Origin of the sequence: Streptomyces sp. SID13726 (genome assembly GCF_010548375.1) — a bacterium.
Classification (GTDB): Bacteria; Actinomycetota; Actinomycetes; order Streptomycetales; family Streptomycetaceae; genus Streptomyces.
The window spans coordinates 267,388-288,296 of record NZ_JAAGLY010000002.1 but is presented as its reverse complement, the minus strand read 5'-3'; the positions used below and the strand labels follow the sequence as shown (position 1 = coordinate 288,296).

Genomic DNA, 20,909 nt, shown 5'->3' with positions numbered 1-20,909 from the left:
TTCCGTTGCGAGGGGAAGGTTAGGTCGAACCTGTTCGAAAGTGTTCCTCTATTTACTCCATGATCGCGCTTTTACGAGGATAATCTTCTCCATGGATGCCTTGGACCGGAAGATTCTCACCGAGCTTCAGCAGGACGGCCGTCTCACGGTCACCGAACTCGCCGCCCGCGTGAAGCTGAGTGTCTCGCCCTGCCACCGCCGACTGCGCGATCTCGAACGCGAAGGCGCGATCCGCGGCTACCGCGCGGTCGTGGACCCGGCCGCCGTGGGCCTGAACTTCGAGGCACTGGTCTTCGCCACCCTGCGCTGGGAGGACCCGGACACCGTCACCGCGTTCGAAGAGGCCGTCGCCGCCATTCCCCATGTACTCCAGGCCCAGCGCCTCTTCGGTGAACTCGACTACCTGCTGCGGGTCACCACCACCGACCTGACCGCCTTCCAGCAGCTCTACGACCAGCGGCTCGCCCGGCTGCCCGGGGTTCAACGCCTCACCTCCACGCTCGTCATGAAGCACGTCGTCGACGAACGCCCCCTGCCCGAGCAGTGATCGCGCGCCGCCCCGGTGAACAGGGCCGGGGGCGGTGAACGCTGTCGGTGGCGGCAACTAAGCTCCCGCCCATGAGTGAGTCAGGCGAAGGCCCCGGCAGACGAGTCGTCGACGGGCGCTTCGAGTTGGAGACCCGCCTCGGCGGCGGTGGCATGGGTACGGTCTGGCGGGCCAGGGACCTGGTGCTGCACAGGATGGTCGCGGTCAAGGAGGTCCGCCCGCCGGACCGGGACCTGGCCGAGTACGACCCCGACAGCGCGCGGCTGCTGCGGGAACGGGTACTGCGTGAGGCGAGGGCGCTGGCCCGGATCGACCATCCGAACGTCGTCACCATCCACCACATCGTCGACGGCGGCCCCGGCACCTACCCGTGGATCGTGATGGAGCTGGTCGCCGGCGGCTCGCTGGCCGACCGGCTGACCCAGGCGCCGATGGCGCCCGTCGAGGCGGCCCGGATGGGCCGAGGAGTCCTCGCCGCGCTGACCGCCGCGCACGACGCCGGTATCCAGCACCGGGACGTCAAGCCCGCCAACGTCCTGATCAGGACCGACGGACGCCCCGTCCTCACCGACTTCGGCATCGCCGCGATCCGGGAGACGACCAGCCTCACCGCCACCGGCTCGATCATCGGTACGCCCGACTTCATGGCCCCGGAGCGCATCTCGGGGCACGAGGGAGGATCGGCCTCCGACCTGTGGTCGCTGGCGATGATGTTGTACACCGCGGTGGAGGGCAACCACCCACTGCGCCGGGCCAACACCCTGGCCACCCTCGCCGCCGTCCTCAACGACGACGTGCCGACGCCGCAGCGGGCCGGTGCCCTCGGTGACGTCCTGATGAGCGTGCTCGTGAGAGATCCGGCTGTCCGGCCGTCGTCCGCCGTACTGGACCGACGGCTGGCCGAGATCGAGTCCGGGCCGTCCGGTCCGGTCGCCCCCGCGTGGCAGGAGCCCACTTCCTACCCGCTCGGCCCGCCGCAGGCCGCCACCGCCTCGTACTCGGGGACCTTCACCAACCCGACCACCGCCCACGGCCCCCTGGGCACTCCGGCCGGATTCGGGCCGCCCCCCGCCCACTTCGGGCCGGGGCAGGTCACCTCGCCGGTGCGACCGGGAGGCGGCGGCCGCCGCACCAGGGGTGTCCTGCTCGGCGTCTCGGGGATCTCGCTCACCGCCGCACTGGCCCTGACCTGGTGGCTGGTGCCCTTCGGCGGTGACTCCGGCAGTTCGGGCAGCTCCAGTGACAAGGGCGCCGACTCCAGCGCCTCGGCCCCGCAGTCGAGCGGCTCGCCGAGCGCCGCCCCGGCCGCCCAGCAGTCCCAGGACACCGACGCAGACGCGGACACCACCGGCCTGCTCACCCCGCAGGGCATCCGCACTGCCATCAAGGCGATCGAGAAGGAGACCGGCCGGAAGCGGTTCGGTGACTTCTCCGTCTACGACGACTTCGCGTCGGCCCAGGTGATGGTCGACGGCAGCGACACCAAGTACGACACCTACACCTACCGCGCCGGACAGGGCGTGGAGGAAGGCATCATCAAGAGCAGCCTGTCCGGCGGCGACCGGCCCTTCACCCTGGACGCCTTCGACTGGGACAAGGTCCCCGCGCTCCTCGCCGAGGCCAAGAAGAAGCTCAACGTCGACAAGCCGGACACCCGTTACCTGGTGATCCGCCAGCCCAACGACACCTTCGACACCCCCCTCGGCATGGCCGTCTACCTGAGCAACGAGTACAGCCAGTCCGGCTATCTGGAGGCGACCACCAAGGGCAAGGTGACCCGCATCCTGCCCGCGGACGACTGACCCGCGCCCGGGGGTGACGGCTCACGCCGGTCCCGGTGCGCGGGCCGCCTGGGCCTCGGCTACGGTCTCAGCAGCCGGTGGTCCAGGTGTGCGAGTCGCCCCGGTCGTTGGCGCCCGCGTTGGAGGGGACCTCCTGCCCGGGAGTCAGGCAGATGGTGACGCCGCCGCCCTGCCAGGCGCTGGCGTACACCTTCACGTGGTCCTTGATGCCCGGGCCCGAGATGCCGTGGTTGGCCCAGGAGCTGTCCTCGTCGGCGATGTTGCTCTCCCACCAGCCGTCGTCACCGGTCCAACCCACGGACAGACCGCCGTAGTTGGCGTCCGTGTAGGCGCAGAAGCTGCCCTGCGCGCACGGGGCGGCGGCCTGGGCCGTACCGGGGACGACGGCGAGTGCGGTGCCGGCGGCGAGGAACAGGCCGGCCGCGGTGAGGAAGGTCTTGCGCATGGTGTCGGTCCTTTCGATGTGCTGTTCGGGATGGATGAAGAGGTGCCTTGAGCAAGCGCCTCAGGGGAGTGCTTCAAGCGAGCGCCTCACAACGGGGCGCCTCAGAGCCCCTGCCGCACCGCGAACCGCAGCCCGTGCTCCCGCAGTCGCCGGTGCTCGGCGATCACGTCGGCGTACTCGGTGCGCAGTTCGGCGGCATGACGCCGCTCCAGCCGAGCGCCCGTGTCCGCGAGGCCGGTGCGCAGCACGCACCGCGCCTCGGCCACGGCGTACCGCCTCTCCGACTCGGTGGCCCGCTGCGGATCGAGGCCCGCGGCCCGGCGCTGCCACACGCGGCGCAGCTCCCCGGGGTCCTCGGCCTTCTGTACAGGGGCGACACAGCGCGCCCAGCGCACGAGCACGGCCCGGTAGGCCGGGTCCCGTGTCACCCGCTGATGCGCGGCGGCCCCGAGGTTGTTGATCGTGACCTCGGTGCGGAACCAGCGCCCCTGGTCGCCGTACAGAACCCGCTGGGCCTCGGCGAGACAGCCGTCGCTGTTGGTCCTGACGACCAGACCCGTGGCCGTACGGGTGGACAGCTCACGCCGTCCGGTGCCGAACAAGGCGTCGACCAGGCGCTGTTGACGCGGGGAGACGTCCGCCTCCTTCGCCGCCGCTGCCTCCTTCGTCGTCGCCCCGGACCCCTGCCCGCTGCCGAACCCGTGCTCGGCGGCCCACTCGGGGTCGTCGATCCCGTACGGGAACTCGCGTCGCTGTGCGATACCCCGGTCCTGTCCGGCGTCGGCGGTGCCCGGCTCTGCCGACGGCTCGATGTGACGATCCGTCAGGCAGCGCCGTACGAGAGCCGATTGGGCGGTCTGAAGCAGGGCGTCCTGAGCCCGGACGGACCGCGGTACGGACCCCGGCCCGCTCCCGTCACCGCCGTCCGCGCAGCCGACCGCCACGGTCGCCACGTACACGGACAGCGCCAGCGTGGAGACGAACCTCGAAGTCCGCACCGTGGACACCCCCGTTCCGCCCGGCCTCACCGGCCGGATCAGCCGCTTCCGACTCCCCGTCGGTTCGCTCTCCAGTAGAGGGGAGCGGCGGGCCGCTGTGATCCTCGGACGTCATAGGGCGGATGTCGCGGGCGTTGCGCGATTGACGCCCCACCGGCCCCTGCCTACGGTCGCCCCAACACGTCTGAACAGGCAGGTCGACGATGACAGACTCCTCGGGTTCCCCCGACAACAGATCCACCTCCCGGCAGCTCCAGGTGGAGACGCACGGGCTGGACGTGATCGGCGACGCCGAACGCAAGGGCACTCCGCGGACCCTGTTCTGGCCTTGGTTCGGCGCGAATGTGTCCATTCTCGGTCTGAGCTACGGCGCCTTCGCCGTCGGGTTCGGGATCTCCTTCTGGCAGGCGCTGATCGCCGGTGTGATCGGGATCGTCTTCTCGTTCCTGCTGTGCGGTCTCGTCGCCGTGGCCGGCAAGCGCGGCTCCGCCCCGACCATGGTGCTCAGCCGCGCGGCTTATGGTGTGCGCGGCAACCGTCTGCCGTCGGTCGTCTCCTGGGTGCTCACGGTCGGTTGGGAGACCGTGCTGTGCGCCCTCGCGACCCTGGCCACGGCGACCGTCTTCGGGCGGCTCGGCTGGGGCGGCGGGACGGAGACCCAGGTCGTCGCGCTGATCGTGGTCGCGGGGCTCACCGTCGTCGGCGGGGTGATGGGCTTCGACCTGATCATGCGCCTCCAGACAGTGATCACCATGGTGACGGGCGTGCTGACCGTCGTCTACGTCTGCCTCGTCGCCGACCACATCCACTGGAGCACCGTCAGCGCCCTCCCGGCGGGCTCCGCCCAGGAGTTCATCGGCGCGCTCGTCTTCATGATGACCGGCTTCGGGCTCGGCTGGGTCAACGCCGCCGCCGACTACTCCCGCTATCTGCCCCGGACCTCGTCGAGCCGGGGCGTGGTCGGCTGGACCGCGTTCGGCGCCTCCGTGGCCCCGCTGCTCCTGCTGGTCTTCGGACTCCTGCTGGCCGGCTCGTCCCCCGCGCTCAACACCGCTGTCGCCGCCGACCCGATCGGTGCCCTCACCACCATCCTGCCCACCTGGTTCCTGGTGCCGTTCGCCGTGGTCGCGGTCCTCGGCCTGGTCGGCGGCGCGGTCCTCGACATCTACTCCTCGGGCCTCGCCCTGCTCTCGGCCGGCCTCAAGATCCCGCGCTACCTGGCCGCGCTCGTCGACGGTGTCCTGATGATCGCGGGCTCGGTCTACATCGTGTTCTTCGCCGACGACTTCCTCGGCCAGTTCATGGGCTTCCTGACCACCCTCGGCGTCCCCATCGCCGCCTGGTGCGGGATCATGCTCGCCGACCTGGCCCTGCGCCGCCGCGACTACGACGAGCGGGACCTCTTCCGCCCCGACGGCCGCTACGGCGACGTACCGCCGACCCCGCTGCTCCTCACCCTCGCCGCCACCGCCCTCGGCTGGGGCCTGGTCACCAACTCGGCCGCCAGCTGGCTGGACTGGCAGGGTTACCTCCTCGACCCCTTCGGCCTCGGCGGCAGGACCGGCTCCTGGGCCTACGCCAACCTCGGCGTCCTCGCCGCACTGGCACTCGGCTTCCTGGGCACCCTGGCACTCGGCCGACGCAGGGTGCGGGCACAGGAGGCACAGGCACCGGACGCGGGGGCCGCCGTATGAGCACAGCGCCGGGCGCGGGGGAGGGCCGCAGGGCTTCGGAACAGGCGGCGGGGGAGGACCGGACCGCCTCGGAACGGGGCGCGGGTGAGGGCCGTACCGCCTCGGAACGGGTCGCGGAGGAGCGCCGTACAGCCGCAGGGCTGCTCGCCGTCATCGACATGCAGCGGGTGTTCGCCGAGCCCGGCAGCCCGTGGGCCGCTCCTCGTTACGCCGAGGCGGCGGCCGGTGTACGACGGCTGCTGCCGGCCTTCGAGGAGCGGGTGACGTTCACGCGGTTCGTCGCCCCCGGCCGCCCCGTCGGTGCCTGGCGGGCGTACTACGAGCAGTGGCCCTTCGCGCTCCAGCCGTCGGACGCCCCGCTCTGGCGCCTCACCGACGAGTTCTCCGAGCGGGCCCAACGCGTCCTGGACGCGCCCACGTTCGGCAAGTGGACACCCGAACTCGCCGCCCGAGCAGCCCCGGAGAACCGGCTCGTCCTGGCCGGTGTCAGCACCGACTGCTGTGTGCTGTCCACCGCCCTCGCCGCCGCCGACGCCGGTGTCGAGACCCTGGTGGTGTCCGACGCGTGCGCCGGGGCGGACGACGACTCGCATGCCAAGTCGCTGTACGTGATGGGGCTTTACGGGCCGCTGATCCGGGTGGTGACCGTGGACGAAGTGCTCGCGGCCGTGCCGTGAGGGCCACCGGCGGGGCGTGGCGGTGCAGTTGGCGATATCGGGTCGGTACCGGGGAGCGCGGCGCGTGTTGAATCGCTCGTGACGCGTCACGCACGGACGGCCCCACACGTCAGGAGGCATCGTGACAGCCGTACCCGAACCCGGCCTGACCGAACGGGAGATGATCGCCCGGGCCGTGGCCCTCAGGCCCGCACTCCTCGACCGCCAGGCGGAGACCGAACGCCTCACGCACTACCCGAAGGACACCCACGACGACTTCGTGAACGCCGGCTTCTACCGGATCCTCCAGCCGCGCCGCTACGGCGGCTACGAGTTCGCGCTGCCCGTCTTCTACCGCGTGGTCGTGGAGATCGCGCGCGGCTGCCCCTCCACCGGCTGGGCGCTGTCACTGACCGCCGCCCATGTGCTCCAGGTCGCCTCGGTCTTCGAGGAGAGGGCGCAGGACGAGGTCTTCGGTGCCGACGGGGACTTCCGCGCCGCGTCCACCGTCGCCCCCGTCGGGGTCGCGCGGCCGGACGGCCCCGACCATGTCGTCCTCGACGGCACCTGGCCGTACTCCTCGGGCGCCCCCTACTCCACCCACTACGTCGGCCAGACCCTGCGCGCGGGCGACCCGCCGGGACCGCCCGTGCTGTTCGTCGCCCCGCGCGCGGTGTGGACCGTCCTCGACGACTGGCACGGCGTCCTCGGCCTGCGCGGCACCGGCTCCAACAGCATCCACATGGAACAGGCCCGCATCCCCGCGTACTTGACCCGCGAGACGAGCCTGCTCGACCTGCCGGTGGAGGGCGGCAGCGTCGGCTCCGAACTGCACGGCAACCCGATGTACGCGGGGCGCGCGCCCAGCTTCTTCCACGGCGAGCTGGCCGCGATCATGGTCGGCACCGCGTACGCCGCTGCCGATGAGTACGCCCGGGCTGTCACCGCCCGCCCTCTGCTCCTGGAGCCCGACCGGACCCGCGCCGAACTGCACGACTACCAGCGGCACCTCGGCGAGGCCCTGGGCGCGATCCACACCGCCGAGGCTGCCGTGCGGCAGACCGCCGAGGACTGGATGGAGGCCTGCCGGCGCAACGTGAGCGGCGAGGCGCCCTTCACGACGGTCGAGGACAACCGGCTGGCCCTGATGTTCCTGACCGCGGGACGCATGGCCTGGGACGTGCTCCAGGGCATCCTGTTCCGGACGGCCGGCTCCCGGCACGCGCGCGACGGCGAGCGGATGCAGCGCTACTTCCGGGACGCGGCCACCTGCTGGAGCCATGTCGGGCCCGGCATGTACGAGCCCTTGCTGCGCCGGGTCGGCTGCGACCGGCTCGGACTGCCCTCGGAGCACATCCCGCTGATTCCCTGAGGAGTCGCACGCATGCTCCCCGGGCGTTCGGGTACGCGACCAGGACCGCGCCCGGGGCGATCATCACCCCGGGCAGGCCGCACGACCGCCGCTACCAGGGGATCTGCCATGGACACACCCGCCAACGACCACACCGCCACACCGGCCCAGCGGGCGCTGGACGCGCTGACGCAGAACACCGACGACACGACGGCCCTGAACACGCTCGCGAGCAGCGAGGTCCTCATCCCGGTGCCCGACGACGCGGGTGACGAGGACACGACGGTGGCGCTGCCCGTGCTGGAGCAGCAGAACGGTGCGCCCGTCGTGCCGGTCTTCACCTCGGAGACGGAGATGTCCGAGCTGCTGCCGTTCGTCTCCCGCTACCGCCTGGTGCCGCTGGGCGCGCTCGCCGCGCAGTGGCCGGACGGTGATCTCTCGCTCACCATCGACGGCAGCTCCGCGCATCCGCTGACGCTCACGTCCGAGGGTGTGCGCACCCTGCTGGCGCGACCGCAGGGCTGAGCTTCGGCTGGGCCCGGCCACCATGCACGGAGGGGGAGCGGCCGGGCCCGAGGAGGAGTGCGGACGTGCTCCCGCTGCCGCACTCCGGTTCACGCACGCGAAAGGGATGAGCGGCGCCGACACTGCTCATGCCCGGCGCCTGCGATCGCCGTGATGTGACCATATGACCACCGGGCGGTCCCGTCGCTCCGGCTTGCGCGGAGAGTGTCCGCAAAACGCGGTGGATCAGCGGCCGTTCGGCTCACGGGGCCCGCAGTGTCTGCGACGGCGATTCCCCGAAACGCTCCCGGTAGCGCCGGGCGAACCGGCCGAGGTGGAGGAAGCCCCACTGGTGCGCCACACCGGCCACCGTCGTGGCGCCCGGCGCCGCCGCCCGCAGCTGCTCGTGGGCCCGCTGGAGACGCACCTCGTAGACGTACGCCATCGGCGACAGCCCGACGTGTCTGCGGAACGCCTCCTGGAGGGTGCGCAGACTGACCTGGGCGATGGCCGCGAGGCGGTTCGCGTCGTACGGCTCGGCGGGAAGCTCCTGCACCGCGTCCATCACCCGTTTCACGGAGGCCGGGCGCATCGGCGGCGGAGGTGCGTCCAGCGCGTCCCGGAAGGTGTGCTCCGTCGCCAGCAACATCCCCTCCAGCAGGGCCTGTTCGAGACGGCCGCGGATCATCGGATGGCTCAGCAGACCGTTCGGGTCGTCCCGCTCCAGCAGCGCCCACATCGCCAGCCGGACCCAACTGCGCCCGGGACCCCGCGAGACGTCCATGTAGGGCCCGAACACCGGTGGCCGGCGCACCGTCCTGCCCAGCAGCAGCTCCAACTGCCGCAGCAGCGCGGCCTTGTCGACCTTCACGGTGAGCGAATGGCAGTCGGCCGACCAGGAGTCGACCCGGATGCCCCGGCCCGGATCCAGGACCACCGCCCGCTGTCCGGTGGCGAACGAGACCTCCCCGCGCCCCTCCTGGAGACTGAAGCGACCGCCGAACGGGACACCGACGTGATGGACGCCCGGCTCGCCGAAGCTCATCCGCATCTCGGTACCGAAGCGGATGTCGCCCACGGTGAGCGCGCCGAGCTCCACGACCCTGAGCCGGGTGGCGAACTCCGCGGTGGGCCCGGCGACATCGAGCCGAAGGTCGTAGTAGTGGGCCGCGATCGCCTCGTGGGCCTCCTCCAGGGAACTCGTCGCGTAGCTGCTGAACTCGGCTGCCCCGTCCTGTTCCACGGCCAAGGCGATGTCAGCTCCCCTCCGGTCCGGCGTCTCGGTCCGGCATGCCCTCCATGCCGTTGATCATGCCGTACCGGATTCCACAGGCTTTTCACAAGACCTGGCCGGGGTTGAGAACGCGTCGAGGGTCCGACACCTCGGCGATCACGGGCTTCGTGCCCTCAGGCGTCGTCCAGCATCCGCGCCAGCACGTCCCGCTGAAGGGGCAGCACCTCGGTGTGCAGGTCGCGGCCCTTGCGCGTGAGCGACACGTACACCCCGCGCCGGTCCTCCACGCACACGGACCGCTCCACCAGCCCGTCCTTCTCCAACCGCCCGATCAGCCGGGACAACGCGCTCTGGCTGAGATGCACCCGCCCCACCAGGTTCTGCACCCGGCACTGGTCGCCCTCGCGGGGCGACTCGGTGGCGAGGATGTCGAGGACCTCGAAGTCGCTCGCCCCCAGTCCGTGCGGATGCAGCGCGCGGTCGATCTCGCACATCGTGCGGGCGTGCACCGCCAGGATGTCCCGCCAGCGTTCTTCGAGGCCGGTCTCGACCGTGTTCACCGCCATACCTGCACGGTAACACCGAACCGGCCATTCATTGACTGTGCAACTAGTGCGCGTGCAAGGAGTGCGTCACGCCTGCGGGTCCTGAGTGATGCCCACCAGGTTGCCGTCGGCGTCCTTGACGAAGGCGATCAGCTTGCCGCCGCCCACGTCCTGGACGTCCTGAAGGGTCTCGGCCCCGGCGTCCACCAGCGCCGCGAGCGTCGTCCGGATGTCGTCGACGTGCCAGTAGGGGACCGGGCCGGTCATGCCGCGGGCGTGGCCGTTCGGGTCGAGGCCGACGTCCTGCCCGGCATCCTTGAAACCGACGTAGTACGGCTCGTCGGCGTACGGCTCCACCCCGAGCAACGCGCTGAACAGGGCCTTCGCGGCGGCGAGGTCCTTGACGGGGTAGATGATCGTCTTGAGGCCGGCGGTCATGGTGTGCTCCTCCGTGAGATGTCCGCGACGGTTTTCGTCGGTGGTTCCACGCTAGGCCGGGGGAGGGGAGGGGCGCTTCTCCGATCCTGACCGGTCGCGGTCGCCGGTCGCGAGGGTGCCGGGACGGCTTGTCGTGGTGGCGTTCCGGCGCTGAGGGGTCCGTACGGCCGTGCTCACCGGCCCGGCTGCCGAGGAGACCGCCTCAGGCCGACTCCCGCCGCACCAGCTCCGTCGGCAGGATCACCGCCGCCGCGTCCTCGCCGCCGAGCTGGGCCAGCAGCACCCGCACCATCTCGGCGCTGATGCGGTCGTAGGGCTGGCGGATGGTGGTGAGCGCAGGAGTGGCCTCCGTCGCCGCGATGGAGTCGTCGAAGCCGCCCACGGACACGTCCTCGGGGACCCGGCGGCCCGCCCGGCGCAGTGCCGTGAGGGCGCCCAGGGCCATGAGGTCGGAGGTGACGAACACCGCGTCCATGTCCGGGGCCCGGGCCAGCAGCCGCTCGGTGGCGGCCTCGCCGCTGCCCCGGCTGTAGTCACCGGAGGCCACGAGCCGCTCGTCGACCTCGACGCCCGCCTCCGCGAGGACCTCCTTGTAGCCGGCGAGACGGTCGACACCGCCGGGCGAGTCCAGCGGGCCGGTCACGATGCCGATACGGCGGCGGCCCACCGACAGCAGATGACGGACCATGTCACGGGCGCCGTCCCGGTCGTCCGCGGCCACGTAACTCACCTTCGAGCCGGACCTCATGGGCTTGCCGCACTGGACGACGGGCACGCCCGCCTTGTGCAGTTCCTCGGCGACCGGGTCGGCGGAGTGGCTGGTCACCAGGAGCACGCCGTCGAGGTGGCCCGCCGTGATGAACCGCTTGATCCGGCGCCGCTCGTCCTCGGTCCCGGCCAGCATCAGCAGCAGCGGGATGTCGTGGGCGGCCAGCGCCTGGGTGCAGCCGCGCAGCAGGACGTTGAAGTTGGGGTCCTCGAAGAACCGCTCCTGCGGCTCGGTGAGCAGGAAGCCGACCGAGTCGGAGCGTCCGGTGATGAGCGAGCGGGCGTGCCGGTTGACGACGTAACCCGTCTTGCGGATGGCGGCGTTGACCGCCTCCAGGGCGGGAGGGCTGACGTAGTGTCCGCCGTTGAGCACGCGCGAGACGGTGCCCCGTGAGACCCCGGCCTCGCGGGCCACGTCGTGGATCGTCGGCGGTTTGCGCCGGCCCCCCGCATTGTTCATGGTCAAGACTCTAAGGCCCCCGAGGGCGGGAAGCGGGTGCCCGGGACGGCACGACGGCCGCGCGCGATGCCTCGACTCTGGGATCGTGCACAGAGACGAGTGCCGTCAAGCCCTTGGCAAGCGCCACTGATGTGCGGTTATCTTGGGCCGTACGCGTCTGGAGTCGTGTGTGCACGTTCCCAATCAATCGGGCACGTTTCCAACCATTCGAAACGGGAGAGACCCATGCCGGAGACCACCCCCAGGGGCCTCACCAGGCTCGCCTTCGGCGGGGACTACAACCCGGAGCAGTGGCCCGAGAGCGTCTGGGACGAGGATGTCCGGCTGATGCGCGAGGCCGGGGTCACCATGGTCAGCGTAGGGATCTTCTCCTGGGCGCTGCTCGAACCGGAACCGGGCGTGTACGACTTCGGCTGGCTGGACCGGATCATCGACCTGCTGCACGAGAACGGCGTCCGCGTCGACCTCGGCACGCCCACGGTCGTCCCGCCCGCCTGGTTCTACCGCGCGCACCCCGACGCGCTGCCCGTCACGGCCGACGGCAACCGGCTCGCGTTCGGCTCGCGCGGCGCCATCTGCCACAGCAACAGCGCCTACCGGGCGGCCGCCGCGAACATCACCACCCGGCTCGCCGAGCGCTACGCCGGCCACCCGGCCCTCGCGATGTGGCACGTGCACAACGAGTACGGCGTCCCCGTCTCCGCCTGCTACTGCGACTCCTGCGCCGCGCACTTCCGCCGCTGGCTGGAGACGGCGTACGGCGGTGTCGAGGGCGTCAACAAGGCCTGGGGCACCGCCTTCTGGGGCCAGCACTACACGAGCCTCGACCAGATCGACCCGGCGCGCACCCCGGCCACCGTCGGCAATCCCGGCCAGGCGCTGGACTACAAGCGCTTCGCCGACGCCACCATGCGCGAGAACTTCGTGTCGGAGCGGGACATCCTGCACCGGCTCTCCCCGGGCATCCCGGTGACGACCAACTTCATGACCGCGCTCAGCCAGTGCGACTCCGTCGACTACTGGGCCTGGGGCCGCGAGGTCGACATCGTCACCAACGACCACTACCTGATCACCGACGGCCGCCGCACCCACGTCAACCTCGCGATGGCCGCCGACCTCACCCGCTCGGTCGCGGGCGGCGCTCCCTGGATCCTGCTGGAGCACTCCACCTCGGGCGTCAACTGGCAGGACCGCAACCCCGCGAAGGCACCCGGCCAGATGGCCCGCAACTCCCTCGCGCACGTGGCCCGCGGCTCCGAGGGCGCCATGTTCTTCCAGTGGCGGCAGTCCCGGCGCGGCGCCGAGAAGTTCCACTCGGCGATGGTCCCGCACGGCGGCACCGACACACGCGTGTGGCGCGAGGTCGTCGAACTGGGCGCCGCCCTCGACTCGTTGAGCACGATCCGCGGTACCCGTACGCAGGCCGACGTGGCCGTCCTGTGGGACTGGCACTCCTGGTGGGCGCAGACCCTCGACTGGCGGCCCAGCGTCGACCACGACGCCCGCGAGCGCGCCGACTCCTTCTACGAGGCCCTCTACGACCGCCACCTCACGGTCGACTTCGCCCACCCGGAAGCCGACTTGTCGGCCTATCCCCTTGTCGTCGTACCGGCCCTCTACCTGATGACCGAGGCGGCCGGGAACAACCTCAGGGAGTACGTCGAGAACGGCGGCACCCTGGTGGTGTCGTACTTCTCCGGCATCGTCGACGAGCACGACGCCGTCCACGAGGGCGCTTACCCGGGCGCGCTGCGGGACGTACTCGGCCTGACCGTCGAGGAGTTCTCGCCGCTGCTGCCGGACCAGCTGGTGCGCATCACCGGGCCGGACGGCTCCGAACTCACCGGTGACGTGTGGACCGAGTTCGTGGTACCGCGCGGTGCCGAGACCGTGTGGACGTACGCCGACGGCCTCACCGCCGGGCACCCCGCCGTCACCCGGCACCGCCTCGGCCAGGGCACCGCCTGGTACGTCTCCACCCGACTCGCCGCCCACGGTCTCGACGCGCTGCTCGGCTGGGCCGCCGAGGACGCCCGGCTGCCCGCGCGCGCCGACCTGCCCCACGACGTCGAGGTCGTCCGACGCAACGGAGAGGCCGGTTCCTACGTCTTCGTGGTCAACCACACCGCGGCCGAGGCCAAGGTGGCCCTGGAGGCGGACGGCACCGAACTGCTCACCGGTGAGCGTGCGGCGGGCGGTCTCGCCGTCCCCGCGGGCGCCGTGCGGGTCGTACGACTCGACGGCTGAACCGACTCCCCTCCGCCCGCGAGACCACGAGCCGCGGGCGGAGGGGCCATGACTCGCAACCTCCCCTCGCCGTCCCGGAGTTCGATCTCGGACAAGCTCGGTGACTGCGGGACAGGACGCCTCCGGCTGCGGGACAGTGGGCACACGCGGTACGCGGATGCTCACAAGGAGGGGCGGAGGCGACGAGATGCTGAGGATTCCGACCGGCCAGAGGCGCCTGGACATCCTGGAGTGGCTGAAGGACCCGGCCGCGCACTTCCCGCCCCAACGGCACGCCGATCCCGTCGAGGACGGCGTCACCGCCGGCGCCGTCGCCGACAAGCTCGGAGTGCCCCGCTCGGTCGCGGAGACCCACCTCGGTCTGCTCGTCGACATCGGCCTGGTGCGCACCAAGAGAATCCGCTGGCGCACGTACTACCGTCGGGACGAGATGCGCATCGCCGAGGTGGCGCGCATGTTCGAGAAGGGCTGGTAGCGACCCGCACCGGAAGGGCATCCCATGGACCGTCCCACCGCACTGACCGCACGTCACCACATCGCGATCGGCGGCCACGGCCCCGAGGACGTCGTCGCCGACGCCCGCGGCCGGGTCCTGACCGGAGTGGAGGACGGCCGCATCCTGCGGATCGACGGTCTCACCGAACCCCTCGCGGCCCGTGTCGAGACGCTCGCCGACACCGGCGGCAGGCCACTGGGCCTCGAACTCCTCCCGGACGGCGGCCTGTTGGTGTGCGACGCCGAACGCGGACTGCTCGGCGTCGACCTCGCAGACGGCACCGTACGCGTCATCGCCGACCAAGTGGCGGGGGAGCGGCTGCGGTTCACCAGCAACGTCGTCGCACTGTCCGACGGCAGCGTGTACTTCACCGTCTCCAGCCGCCGTTACCCGCTCGACCAGTGGCTCGGGGACATCGTCGAGCACACCGGGACCGGCCGCCTCCTGCGCCTGGCACCCGGCGACGAGGACCCCGAAGTCCTTCTGGAGGGGCTCCAGTTCGCCAACGGCCTCGCCGCGAGCGCCGACGAATCCTTCCTGGTCGTCGCCGAGACCGGGGCGTACCGGCTCACCCGGTACTGGCTCGACGGCCCGCGGGCCGGCCGCACCGAGCCCCTCGCCGAGAACCTGCCCGGCATGCCCGACAACATCTGGCGCGCCGGACCCGACGGACCCGTCTGGGTCTCCCTCGCGGGTCCCCGGGTGCCCCCGCTCGACCTGCTGCACCGCGCCGCCCCACCGGTCCGCAGGGCCGCCGCCCGGGCCGCCGTACGCGCCCCCTACCGCCCCACCGGCTTCATCGGCGCCCTTGCCGTCGACGACGACGGCCGGACCGTCCACCACATGACCCGGCACCGCTCCCGCTTCCGCATGGTCACCAGCGTCTGCGAGGCCGCGGGCCACCTGGTCCTCGGCAGCATCTGGGAGCGCGGCATCGCGCTGTGCGAGCCGCCCGCCGCGAAGTGACCCCGGTACGGCACCGGCGTTACCCTGGTCATCGATCGCGATCACCCTCGCGGCGCGGCGGTGGGGCCCGCCGTACCCGAACCGCGGCGAAGGCGCCGCCAACGGTCCCTACTTGCGATGGAGCGCGCCCGCATGCCTGGGCCCCGGCGAGTAGGAGAGACACGACCATGACAGCCCCGGAGAGCCTCCACGCCCCGGCGAGAGCCCCGCGCCGGTCCGTCCGGCAGGGCCAGGCGCCGGTGCTCGCGGTGGTGGCACTCGGCGGCGCCCTCGGCGCCACGGCCCGCTACGCCCTCGCCCTCCACTGGCCCGCACCACCGGGCCAGTTCCCCTGGGCGACCTTCTGGACCAACGTCGTCGGCTGCGCGGTCATCGGCGTGTTCATGGTCGTCATCACCGAGGTACGGCCCGCCCACCGCCTGGTCCGCCCCTTCTTCGGCACCGGCGTGCTCGGCGGCTTCACCACCTTCTCCACCTACGCCGTCGACATCCAGCGACTCGTCGACCACGGCCACCCGGCCACGGGCCTGGCCTATCTCGCCGCGACCCTGCTCGCGGCCCTCACCGCGGTGTGGCTCGCCTCGACGGCCGCCCGCCGCGTCCTGAAGCGGAGGCAGCCATGACGAGGCTGACCGGCAGCGCCCTGCGCGTCACCGTCCACATCGGCGAGAACGACTCCTGGCACCACAAGCCCCTCTACACCGAGATCGTGCACCGCGCGCACGCCGCCGGACTCGCCGGCGCCAGCGTCTTCCGGGGCATCGAGGGCTTCGGCGCCTCCTCCCTCATCCACACCTCCCGGCTGCTCTCCCTGAGCGAGGACCTGCCGGTGGCCGTCGTCATCGTCGACACCGAGGCACGCGTACGGGAGTTCCTGCCGCAGCTCGACGAACTCGTCACCGAGGGGCTGGTGACCCTCGACGAGTGCGAGGTCATCCGGTACGTCGGCCGCGATGCCGCCCCGGACCGAACACCGGACAAACCGGGCATGGAAGGGTAAGAAGTCGTTGTGAACTGGCTGCTGGTCGTAGCGGGTGCCGTGGTCGGTGCCCCGCTGCGCTATCTCACCGACCGCGCGGTGCAGTCGCGGCACGACTCCGTCTTCCCCTGGGGCACCTTCCTGGTCAACATCAGCGGCTGTCTGATCCTCGGCACGCTGACCGGCGCGGCGGCCGCGGGAGCCGCCGGATCCCACCTCCAGCTGCTTCTGGGAACCGGGCTGTGCGGGGCCCTGACGACGTACTCGACCTTCTCCTACGAGACCCTCCGGCTGACCGAGACCGGGGCGCGCTTCTACGCCGCCGTCAACGTGGCCGCGAGCGTGGTGGCCGGTCTCGGGGCGGCGTTCGTGGGGGTGGCGCTCGCGCAGGCGCTGTGGGCGTAGGTCCGGGCGCTAGTCCGCGTGTAGTAAGACTGTGCCCTCCGCACCTGCCTTCCCCTGAGAAGAACTGGATCCCATGAGCGTCATCAGCGTCGGTCAGGCCGTCGTCCTCGGAGCCGTCGAGGGGGTGACCGAGTTCCTGCCCGTCTCCTCCACCGGCCATCTGAAGATCGTCGAGGGGCTGATGCACATCCCCGTCGACGACGACGCCGTCGTCGGGTTCTCGGCCGTCATCCAGGTCGGCGCGATCGCCGCCGTGCTCGTGTACTTCTTCAAGGACATCGTGCGGATCGTCTCCGCGTGGGGGAGGGGGCTGGTCAACAAGGAGGAGCGCTACCACCACGACTACAAGTTCGCGTGGTGGGTGATCGCGGCGACCGTCCCGATCGTCATCGTCGGCCTCGCCGCCAAGCCGCTCATCGAGGGGCCGCTCGCCTCCCTGTGGGTGGTCGCGGGCTCGCTGATCGTCGGCAGCGGTGTGATGTGGGCGGCGGACCAGATGGGCCGGCACAAGCGCGGTGAGGACGACACCTCGTTCAAGGACGCCATGCTGGTCGGCAGCTCGCAGATCCTCGCCCTGCTCTTCCCCGGCTTCTCCCGCTCCGGCGCCACCATGTCCACGGCCCTGATCCTCGACCTGGACCGGGTCGCCGCCACCCGCCTCTCCTTCTTCCTCGGCATCCCCGCCCTCACCGGCGCCGGCATCTACGAGCTCAAGGACGCCCTCGGCGCGGGCGTGGGCGCGGCTCCGCTGGCCGTCGGCACGGCCGTCTCCTTCGTGGTGGCCTACGCCTCCATCGCCTGGCTGCTGAAGTTCGTCGCCAAGCACTCCTTCAACGCCTTCGTGGTCTACCGGATCGTCGTGGGCCTGCTGCTCTTCGGCCTGCTGGCCACGGGCACGCTCGCCGGCTGAACCGCCGGGGAGGGTGCGAGGCGGCTCACGTCTCGCACCCCCGCGGAAACCGCCCCCTTGACAGCACCCTCCCGCCGCCCGGAGTATCACCCCCGTGAACCTGTCAGACAGCCGGACAGCCAGTCAGCCACCGCGGCGCGTCAGCGCCATGGAGGCGGTGCTGGCGCATCTGCGTGGCGCCATCGAGCGCGGGGAGTACGCCATCGGCGACAAGCTCCCCTCCGAGGCGGAGCTCTGCCGCACCCTCGAGGTCAGCCGGCCCGTCCTGCGGGAGGCCCTCAGGGCCCTGCAGACCATGGGCCTGACCGTCTCCAAGACCGGCAAGGGCACCTTCGTCGTGGCCAGTACCGTCGAGGACCCCACCTTCGGCGACTACGCGGCCAGCGACCTCCTGGAGGTCCGCCGCCACGTCGAGATCCCGGTCGCCGGGTACGCGGCCCGGCGCCGCAGCCCGGAGAACCTCGACCACCTGGCCCACATCCTGGACCGGATGGAGAAGGAGACCGACACCACCGCGTGGGTCGCGATGGACACCCTCTTCCACCTCGCCGTGGCCGAGGCCGCCCAGAACCCGGTCTTCCGCCGGGTCATCGAGGAGATCCGGGACGCGCTGGCGCGTCAGTCGGCCTTCCTCAACGAACTGGGCGGCCGCCGGGAGCAGTCCAACCGCGAGCACCGCGCGATCGTCGAGGCGCTGATCGACGGTTCCGAGCACGACGCGGTGGAGGCCATGTCCCACCACCTCGACCGCGTCGAGACCACCCTCACCGACATCGTGCGCTCCCCGCGCGCGGAGTCGGACACCTCCACGGAAAGCGAACCCCAGGCGTGAGCGAGCAGAGCCTGCACGACGAGGTGCAGAAACGTTCCGGCCATGTCGACGCCGGAGACGAGGGGTACAGCAAGTCCCTCAAGTCACGACACGTCAACATGATCGCCATCGGCGGCGCGATCGGCACCGGCCTCTTCCTCGGTGCCGGCGGCCGCCTCGCCGACGCCGGCCCCTCCCTGTTCATCGCCTACGCGGTCTGCGGTGTCTTCGCCTTCCTCGTGGTCCGCGCGCTCGGCGAACTCGTCCTGTACCGGCCCTCCTCCGGCGCCTTCGTCTCGTACGCCCGGGAGTTCATGGGGGAGAAGGGCGCCTACACCGCGGGCTGGATGTACTTCCTCAACTGGGCGACCACCGGCATCGCCGACATCACCGCGGTGGCCACCTACACGCACTACTGGGGCATGTTCTCCGACATCCCTCAATGGTTGATCGCATTGATCGCCCTCGCGGTCGTATTGACCGTCAACTTGATCTCCGTGAAGATCTTCGGCGAGCTCGAGTTCTGGTTCGCGATCGTCAAGGTCAGCGCGCTGGTCATCTTCATGTGCATCGGCATCTTCCTGCTGGTCACCCAGCACGACGTCGCTGGCACCACCCCCGGCCCGTCCCTGATCACCGATAACGGCGGCGTCTTCCCCAACGGCCTGCTGCCCATGCTGCTGATCATCCAGGGCGTCGTCTTCGCCTACGCCTCCGTCGAACTGGTCGGCGTCGCCGCCGGCGAGACCGAGAACCCCGAGAAGATCATGCCGAAGGCGATCAACTCGATCATGTGGCGCGTCGGCCTGTTCTACGTCGGCTCCGTGCTGCTGCTCTCGATGCTGCTGCCCTGGAACAAGTACACGTCGGGCGAGAGCCCCTTCGTGACCGTCCTGTCCAACATCGGCATCCCGGCGGCGGGCGGCGTGATGAACCTCGTCGTCCTCACCGCGGCCATGTCCTCGCTCAACTCCGGCCTGTACTCCACCGGCCGCATCCTGCGCTCCATGGCCATGTCCGGCTCGGCCCCGAAGTTCACCTCGGTGATGAGCCGCAGCCAGGTCCCGTACGGCGGCATCCTGCTCACCAGCGCCATCTGTGTCCTGGGCGTCGGCCTCAACTTCGTCGTCCCCGCCGACGCGTTCGAGATCGTGCTGAACTTCGCCGCCATCGGCATCCTCGCCACCTGGGGCATGATCATGGTCTGTCACCTGCTCTTCTGGCAGAAGACCGAGAAGGGCGACCTCACCCGCCCCGGCTACCGGCTGCCGGGATCCCCCTGGACCGAACTCGTGACGCTGGCCTTCCTCGCCTCCGTCCTGGTCCTCATGTACGCCGACGGCGGCGCCGGCCGCACCACCGTGCTGTGCCTCCCGCTGATCGTCGGAGCCCTGGTCGCCGGCTGGTTCGCCGTCCGCGGCCGGGTCGCCCGGGCCTCCGCCGGAACCGAGTCCACCGACGTCGGCGCGTGAGCCCGCGCGTGGACGCCGGGGCCGATCCCGCCTGCGTCCACGCGTGAGTGCCCCCGCGACGACCCAGAACCCCCCCCATCCACCGGCGCCGACGCGCGACCCGCGCGGCGCCTCCCGAGAAGCAGGCAGTGATGCTCAGCAGTTCCGTCGCGGACGCACCCCTTGTTCGTGAACCCCTCCACGCCCCCGTCGCCCACGTCGTCCGCGGCGGGCTGATCGAGGGCATCCACTACGGCTCCGTCGTCGTCCTCGACCACGACGGGGACGTCCGGTTCCAGCTCGGCGACATCGAGGCGGCGTTCTACCCGCGCTCCGCGCTCAAGCCGGTCCAGGCCGTCGCCATGGTCCGGGCCGGGCTGCCGCTCGACGGCGAGCTGCTCTCCCTCACCGCGGCCAGCCACTCCGGAGAGGAACGCCACCTCGCCGGAGCGCGCCGCATCCTGGAGCTGGCGGGCGTCCCCGAGGACGCCCTGCGCAACGTGCCCGACATGCCGTACGACCCGGCCGTCCGGGACACGTGGATCCGGGAGGGGCGCGGACCCTCGCGGCTCGCGCAGAACTGCTCCGGGAAGCACGCGGCGATGCTGTACACGTGCGCGCTCAACGACTGGCCCCTCGACGGCTACCTCGACCCCGCGCACCCGCTCCAGCAGGCCATCGCCGAGATCGTCGAGGACCTGACCGGGCAGCGGATCGCCCGGGTGACCGTCGACGGATGCGGGGCACCGCTGTTCTCCGTCTCGCTGCACGGGCTCGCCCGGGCCGCCGCGCGGATCACGTCCGCGGCCCCCGGTACGCCCGAGGCCCGGGTCGCCGACGCCATGCGTGCGCACCCGGAGATGGCGTCCGGGGCGGGGCGGGACGTGGCCGCGCTGATGAAGGCGGTGCCGGGGCTGCTGGCCAAGGACGGGTTCGAGGGGGTCCAGGTCGCGGCCCTTCCCGACGGGCGGGCCGTCGCCGTGAAGATCTCCGACGGGGCGAACCGGGCGCGGATCCCGGTGACCGCGGCGGCGCTCGCCCGTGCCGGGGTCTCGGCGGATCTGCTCACGGAGTTCCAGGGGGAGGCGCTGCTCGGGGGCGGCATGGAGGTCGGGTCCGTGCGGCCCGTTCGTTCGCTGGACCCCGTCTCGGTGTCTGCCTGCGCCTGAGAGCTCGGCCTCCACGTCGTTCTGCGGGGGCGC

22 protein-coding genes are annotated in these 20,909 nt (G+C 71.3%); 16 read left to right on the top strand and 6 right to left on the bottom strand.

What is annotated here, in order from left to right; genetic code table 11:
* The first annotated feature begins 91 nt into the window (after positions 1-91).
* On the top strand, positions 92-547 hold the full coding sequence (locus G3I78_RS05365) for an Lrp/AsnC family transcriptional regulator (RefSeq protein ID WP_164421620.1): 456 nt from the start codon (positions 92-94) through the stop codon (positions 545-547).
* Positions 548-618: 71 nt separating this feature from the next.
* Positions 619-2,349 (top strand): serine/threonine-protein kinase, encoded by a 1,731-nt coding sequence (locus G3I78_RS05360; protein WP_164421619.1) that lies wholly within the window; start codon positions 619-621, stop codon positions 2,347-2,349.
* Positions 2,350-2,416: 67 nt separating this feature from the next.
* Here G3I78_RS05360 and G3I78_RS05355 read toward each other — a convergent pair whose 3' ends face one another.
* Both G3I78_RS05355 and G3I78_RS05350 read right to left on the bottom strand, forming a co-directional pair.
* The gene (locus G3I78_RS05355) at positions 2,417-2,794 is read right to left on the bottom strand and encodes a peptidase inhibitor family I36 protein (protein WP_164421618.1); all 378 of its coding nucleotides are present in this window, start codon (positions 2,792-2,794) and stop codon (positions 2,417-2,419) included.
* Positions 2,795-2,895: 101 nt separating this feature from the next.
* Positions 2,896-3,792 carry a hypothetical protein gene (locus G3I78_RS05350; protein WP_164421617.1) on the bottom strand — a complete coding sequence of 299 codons (897 nt, stop codon included), beginning with the start codon at positions 3,790-3,792 and terminating at the stop codon, positions 2,896-2,898.
* A gap of 203 nt (positions 3,793-3,995) precedes the next feature.
* Here G3I78_RS05350 and G3I78_RS05345 point away from each other — a divergent pair, with 203 nt between their 5' ends.
* The 4 genes from G3I78_RS05345 to G3I78_RS05330 all read left to right on the top strand — a co-directional run bounded on the left by G3I78_RS05345 (position 3,996) and on the right by G3I78_RS05330 (position 8,018).
* Positions 3,996-5,486 carry a cytosine permease gene (locus G3I78_RS05345; protein WP_164421616.1) on the top strand — a complete coding sequence of 497 codons (1,491 nt, stop codon included), beginning with the start codon at positions 3,996-3,998 and terminating at the stop codon, positions 5,484-5,486.
* Positions 5,483-6,163, top strand: a complete 681-nt coding sequence (locus tag G3I78_RS05340) for a cysteine hydrolase (RefSeq protein ID WP_275424785.1) — start codon at positions 5,483-5,485, stop codon at positions 6,161-6,163. Before G3I78_RS05345 ends, G3I78_RS05340 begins: the two co-directional genes overlap by 4 nt.
* Positions 6,164-6,284: 121 nt before the next feature.
* A complete protein-coding gene (locus tag G3I78_RS05335) occupies positions 6,285-7,514 on the top strand; it encodes an acyl-CoA dehydrogenase family protein (RefSeq protein WP_164421615.1) in 1,230 nt (409 codons plus the stop codon).
* A 108-nt stretch (positions 7,515-7,622) separates the two neighbouring features.
* Positions 7,623-8,018 (top strand): SseB family protein, encoded by a 396-nt coding sequence (locus G3I78_RS05330; RefSeq protein WP_164421614.1) that lies wholly within the window; start codon positions 7,623-7,625, stop codon positions 8,016-8,018.
* A 241-nt stretch (positions 8,019-8,259) separates the two neighbouring features.
* On the opposite strand, the gene G3I78_RS05325 is transcribed toward G3I78_RS05330, so the two are convergent.
* From G3I78_RS05325 to G3I78_RS05310, 4 genes are all read right to left on the bottom strand, one after another.
* Entirely contained in the window at positions 8,260-9,240 is a 981-nt protein-coding gene (locus G3I78_RS05325; RefSeq protein WP_343243671.1) for an AraC family transcriptional regulator, read from the bottom strand.
* A gap of 164 nt (positions 9,241-9,404) precedes the next feature.
* Entirely contained in the window at positions 9,405-9,797 is a 393-nt protein-coding gene (locus G3I78_RS05320; RefSeq protein ID WP_164421612.1) for a MarR family transcriptional regulator, read from the bottom strand.
* Between the two features lie 66 nt (positions 9,798-9,863).
* A complete protein-coding gene (locus tag G3I78_RS05315; RefSeq protein WP_164421611.1) occupies positions 9,864-10,214 on the bottom strand; it encodes a VOC family protein in 351 nt (116 codons plus the stop codon).
* Between the two features lie 202 nt (positions 10,215-10,416).
* A complete protein-coding gene (locus G3I78_RS05310; protein WP_164421610.1) occupies positions 10,417-11,448 on the bottom strand; it encodes a LacI family DNA-binding transcriptional regulator in 1,032 nt (343 codons plus the stop codon).
* A gap of 219 nt (positions 11,449-11,667) precedes the next feature.
* Between G3I78_RS05310 and G3I78_RS05305 the strand changes: the two genes are divergently transcribed.
* The 10 genes from G3I78_RS05305 to G3I78_RS05260 all read left to right on the top strand — a co-directional run bounded on the left by G3I78_RS05305 (position 11,668) and on the right by G3I78_RS05260 (position 20,876).
* On the top strand, positions 11,668-13,689 hold the full coding sequence (locus tag G3I78_RS05305; RefSeq protein ID WP_164421609.1) for a beta-galactosidase: 2,022 nt from the start codon (positions 11,668-11,670) through the stop codon (positions 13,687-13,689).
* Between the two features lie 187 nt (positions 13,690-13,876).
* Complete coding sequence (locus tag G3I78_RS05300; protein ID WP_164421608.1) at positions 13,877-14,164, top strand: helix-turn-helix domain-containing protein; 288 nt, start codon at positions 13,877-13,879, stop codon at positions 14,162-14,164.
* A gap of 24 nt (positions 14,165-14,188) precedes the next feature.
* Positions 14,189-15,151 carry an SMP-30/gluconolactonase/LRE family protein gene (locus tag G3I78_RS05295; protein ID WP_164421607.1) on the top strand — a complete coding sequence of 321 codons (963 nt, stop codon included), beginning with the start codon at positions 14,189-14,191 and terminating at the stop codon, positions 15,149-15,151.
* A 167-nt stretch (positions 15,152-15,318) separates the two neighbouring features.
* Positions 15,319-15,774 (top strand): fluoride efflux transporter CrcB, encoded by a 456-nt coding sequence (gene crcB / locus G3I78_RS05290; protein WP_164421606.1) that lies wholly within the window; start codon positions 15,319-15,321, stop codon positions 15,772-15,774.
* A complete protein-coding gene (locus G3I78_RS05285) occupies positions 15,771-16,151 on the top strand; it encodes a DUF190 domain-containing protein (RefSeq protein ID WP_164421605.1) in 381 nt (126 codons plus the stop codon). The genes crcB (G3I78_RS05290) and G3I78_RS05285 overlap by 4 nt, the downstream gene beginning before the upstream one ends.
* A gap of 9 nt (positions 16,152-16,160) precedes the next feature.
* On the top strand, positions 16,161-16,535 hold the full coding sequence (crcB, locus tag G3I78_RS05280; protein ID WP_164421604.1) for a fluoride efflux transporter CrcB: 375 nt from the start codon (positions 16,161-16,163) through the stop codon (positions 16,533-16,535).
* Positions 16,536-16,608: 73 nt separating this feature from the next.
* Entirely contained in the window at positions 16,609-17,445 is an 837-nt protein-coding gene (locus G3I78_RS05275; RefSeq protein ID WP_164421603.1) for an undecaprenyl-diphosphate phosphatase, read from the top strand.
* Between the two features lie 94 nt (positions 17,446-17,539).
* Entirely contained in the window at positions 17,540-18,277 is a 738-nt protein-coding gene (locus tag G3I78_RS05270) for a FadR/GntR family transcriptional regulator (RefSeq protein ID WP_164421602.1), read from the top strand.
* Positions 18,274-19,728, top strand: coding sequence for an amino acid permease (locus G3I78_RS05265; protein WP_164421601.1), 1,455 nt, complete (start codon positions 18,274-18,276; stop codon positions 19,726-19,728). Before G3I78_RS05270 ends, G3I78_RS05265 begins: the two co-directional genes overlap by 4 nt.
* 131 nt (positions 19,729-19,859) lie before the next feature.
* On the top strand, positions 19,860-20,876 hold the full coding sequence (locus G3I78_RS05260) for an asparaginase (RefSeq protein ID WP_164421600.1): 1,017 nt from the start codon (positions 19,860-19,862) through the stop codon (positions 20,874-20,876).
* The last annotated feature ends 33 nt before the right edge of the window (positions 20,877-20,909 follow it).

Excerpts from the sequence above, each read along its gene's own strand:
- G3I78_RS05340 (WP_275424785.1), top strand. The coding sequence starts at position 5,483 with ATGAGCACAGCGCCGGGCGCGGGGGAGGGCCGCAGGGCTTCGGAACAG.
- G3I78_RS05355 (WP_164421618.1), bottom strand. The coding sequence starts at position 2,794 with ATGCGCAAGACCTTCCTCACCGCGGCCGGCCTGTTCCTCGCCGCCGGC.
- G3I78_RS05330 (WP_164421614.1), top strand. The coding sequence starts at position 7,623 with ATGGACACACCCGCCAACGACCACACCGCCACACCGGCCCAGCGGGCG.
- G3I78_RS05320 (WP_164421612.1), bottom strand. The coding sequence starts at position 9,797 with ATGGCGGTGAACACGGTCGAGACCGGCCTCGAAGAACGCTGGCGGGAC.
- G3I78_RS05295 (WP_164421607.1), top strand. The coding sequence starts at position 14,189 with ATGGACCGTCCCACCGCACTGACCGCACGTCACCACATCGCGATCGGC.
- G3I78_RS05345 (WP_164421616.1), top strand. The coding sequence starts at position 3,996 with ATGACAGACTCCTCGGGTTCCCCCGACAACAGATCCACCTCCCGGCAG.
- G3I78_RS05285 (WP_164421605.1), top strand. The coding sequence starts at position 15,771 with ATGACGAGGCTGACCGGCAGCGCCCTGCGCGTCACCGTCCACATCGGC.
- G3I78_RS05275 (WP_164421603.1), top strand. The coding sequence starts at position 16,609 with ATGAGCGTCATCAGCGTCGGTCAGGCCGTCGTCCTCGGAGCCGTCGAG.
- crcB (WP_164421606.1), top strand. The coding sequence starts at position 15,319 with ATGACAGCCCCGGAGAGCCTCCACGCCCCGGCGAGAGCCCCGCGCCGG.
- G3I78_RS05300 (WP_164421608.1), top strand. The coding sequence starts at position 13,877 with ATGCTGAGGATTCCGACCGGCCAGAGGCGCCTGGACATCCTGGAGTGG.
- G3I78_RS05260 (WP_164421600.1), top strand. The coding sequence starts at position 19,860 with ATGCTCAGCAGTTCCGTCGCGGACGCACCCCTTGTTCGTGAACCCCTC.
- G3I78_RS05365 (WP_164421620.1), top strand. The coding sequence starts at position 92 with ATGGATGCCTTGGACCGGAAGATTCTCACCGAGCTTCAGCAGGACGGC.
- G3I78_RS05305 (WP_164421609.1), top strand. The coding sequence starts at position 11,668 with ATGCCGGAGACCACCCCCAGGGGCCTCACCAGGCTCGCCTTCGGCGGG.
- G3I78_RS05360 (WP_164421619.1), top strand. The coding sequence starts at position 619 with ATGAGTGAGTCAGGCGAAGGCCCCGGCAGACGAGTCGTCGACGGGCGC.
- G3I78_RS05315 (WP_164421611.1), bottom strand. The coding sequence starts at position 10,214 with ATGACCGCCGGCCTCAAGACGATCATCTACCCCGTCAAGGACCTCGCC.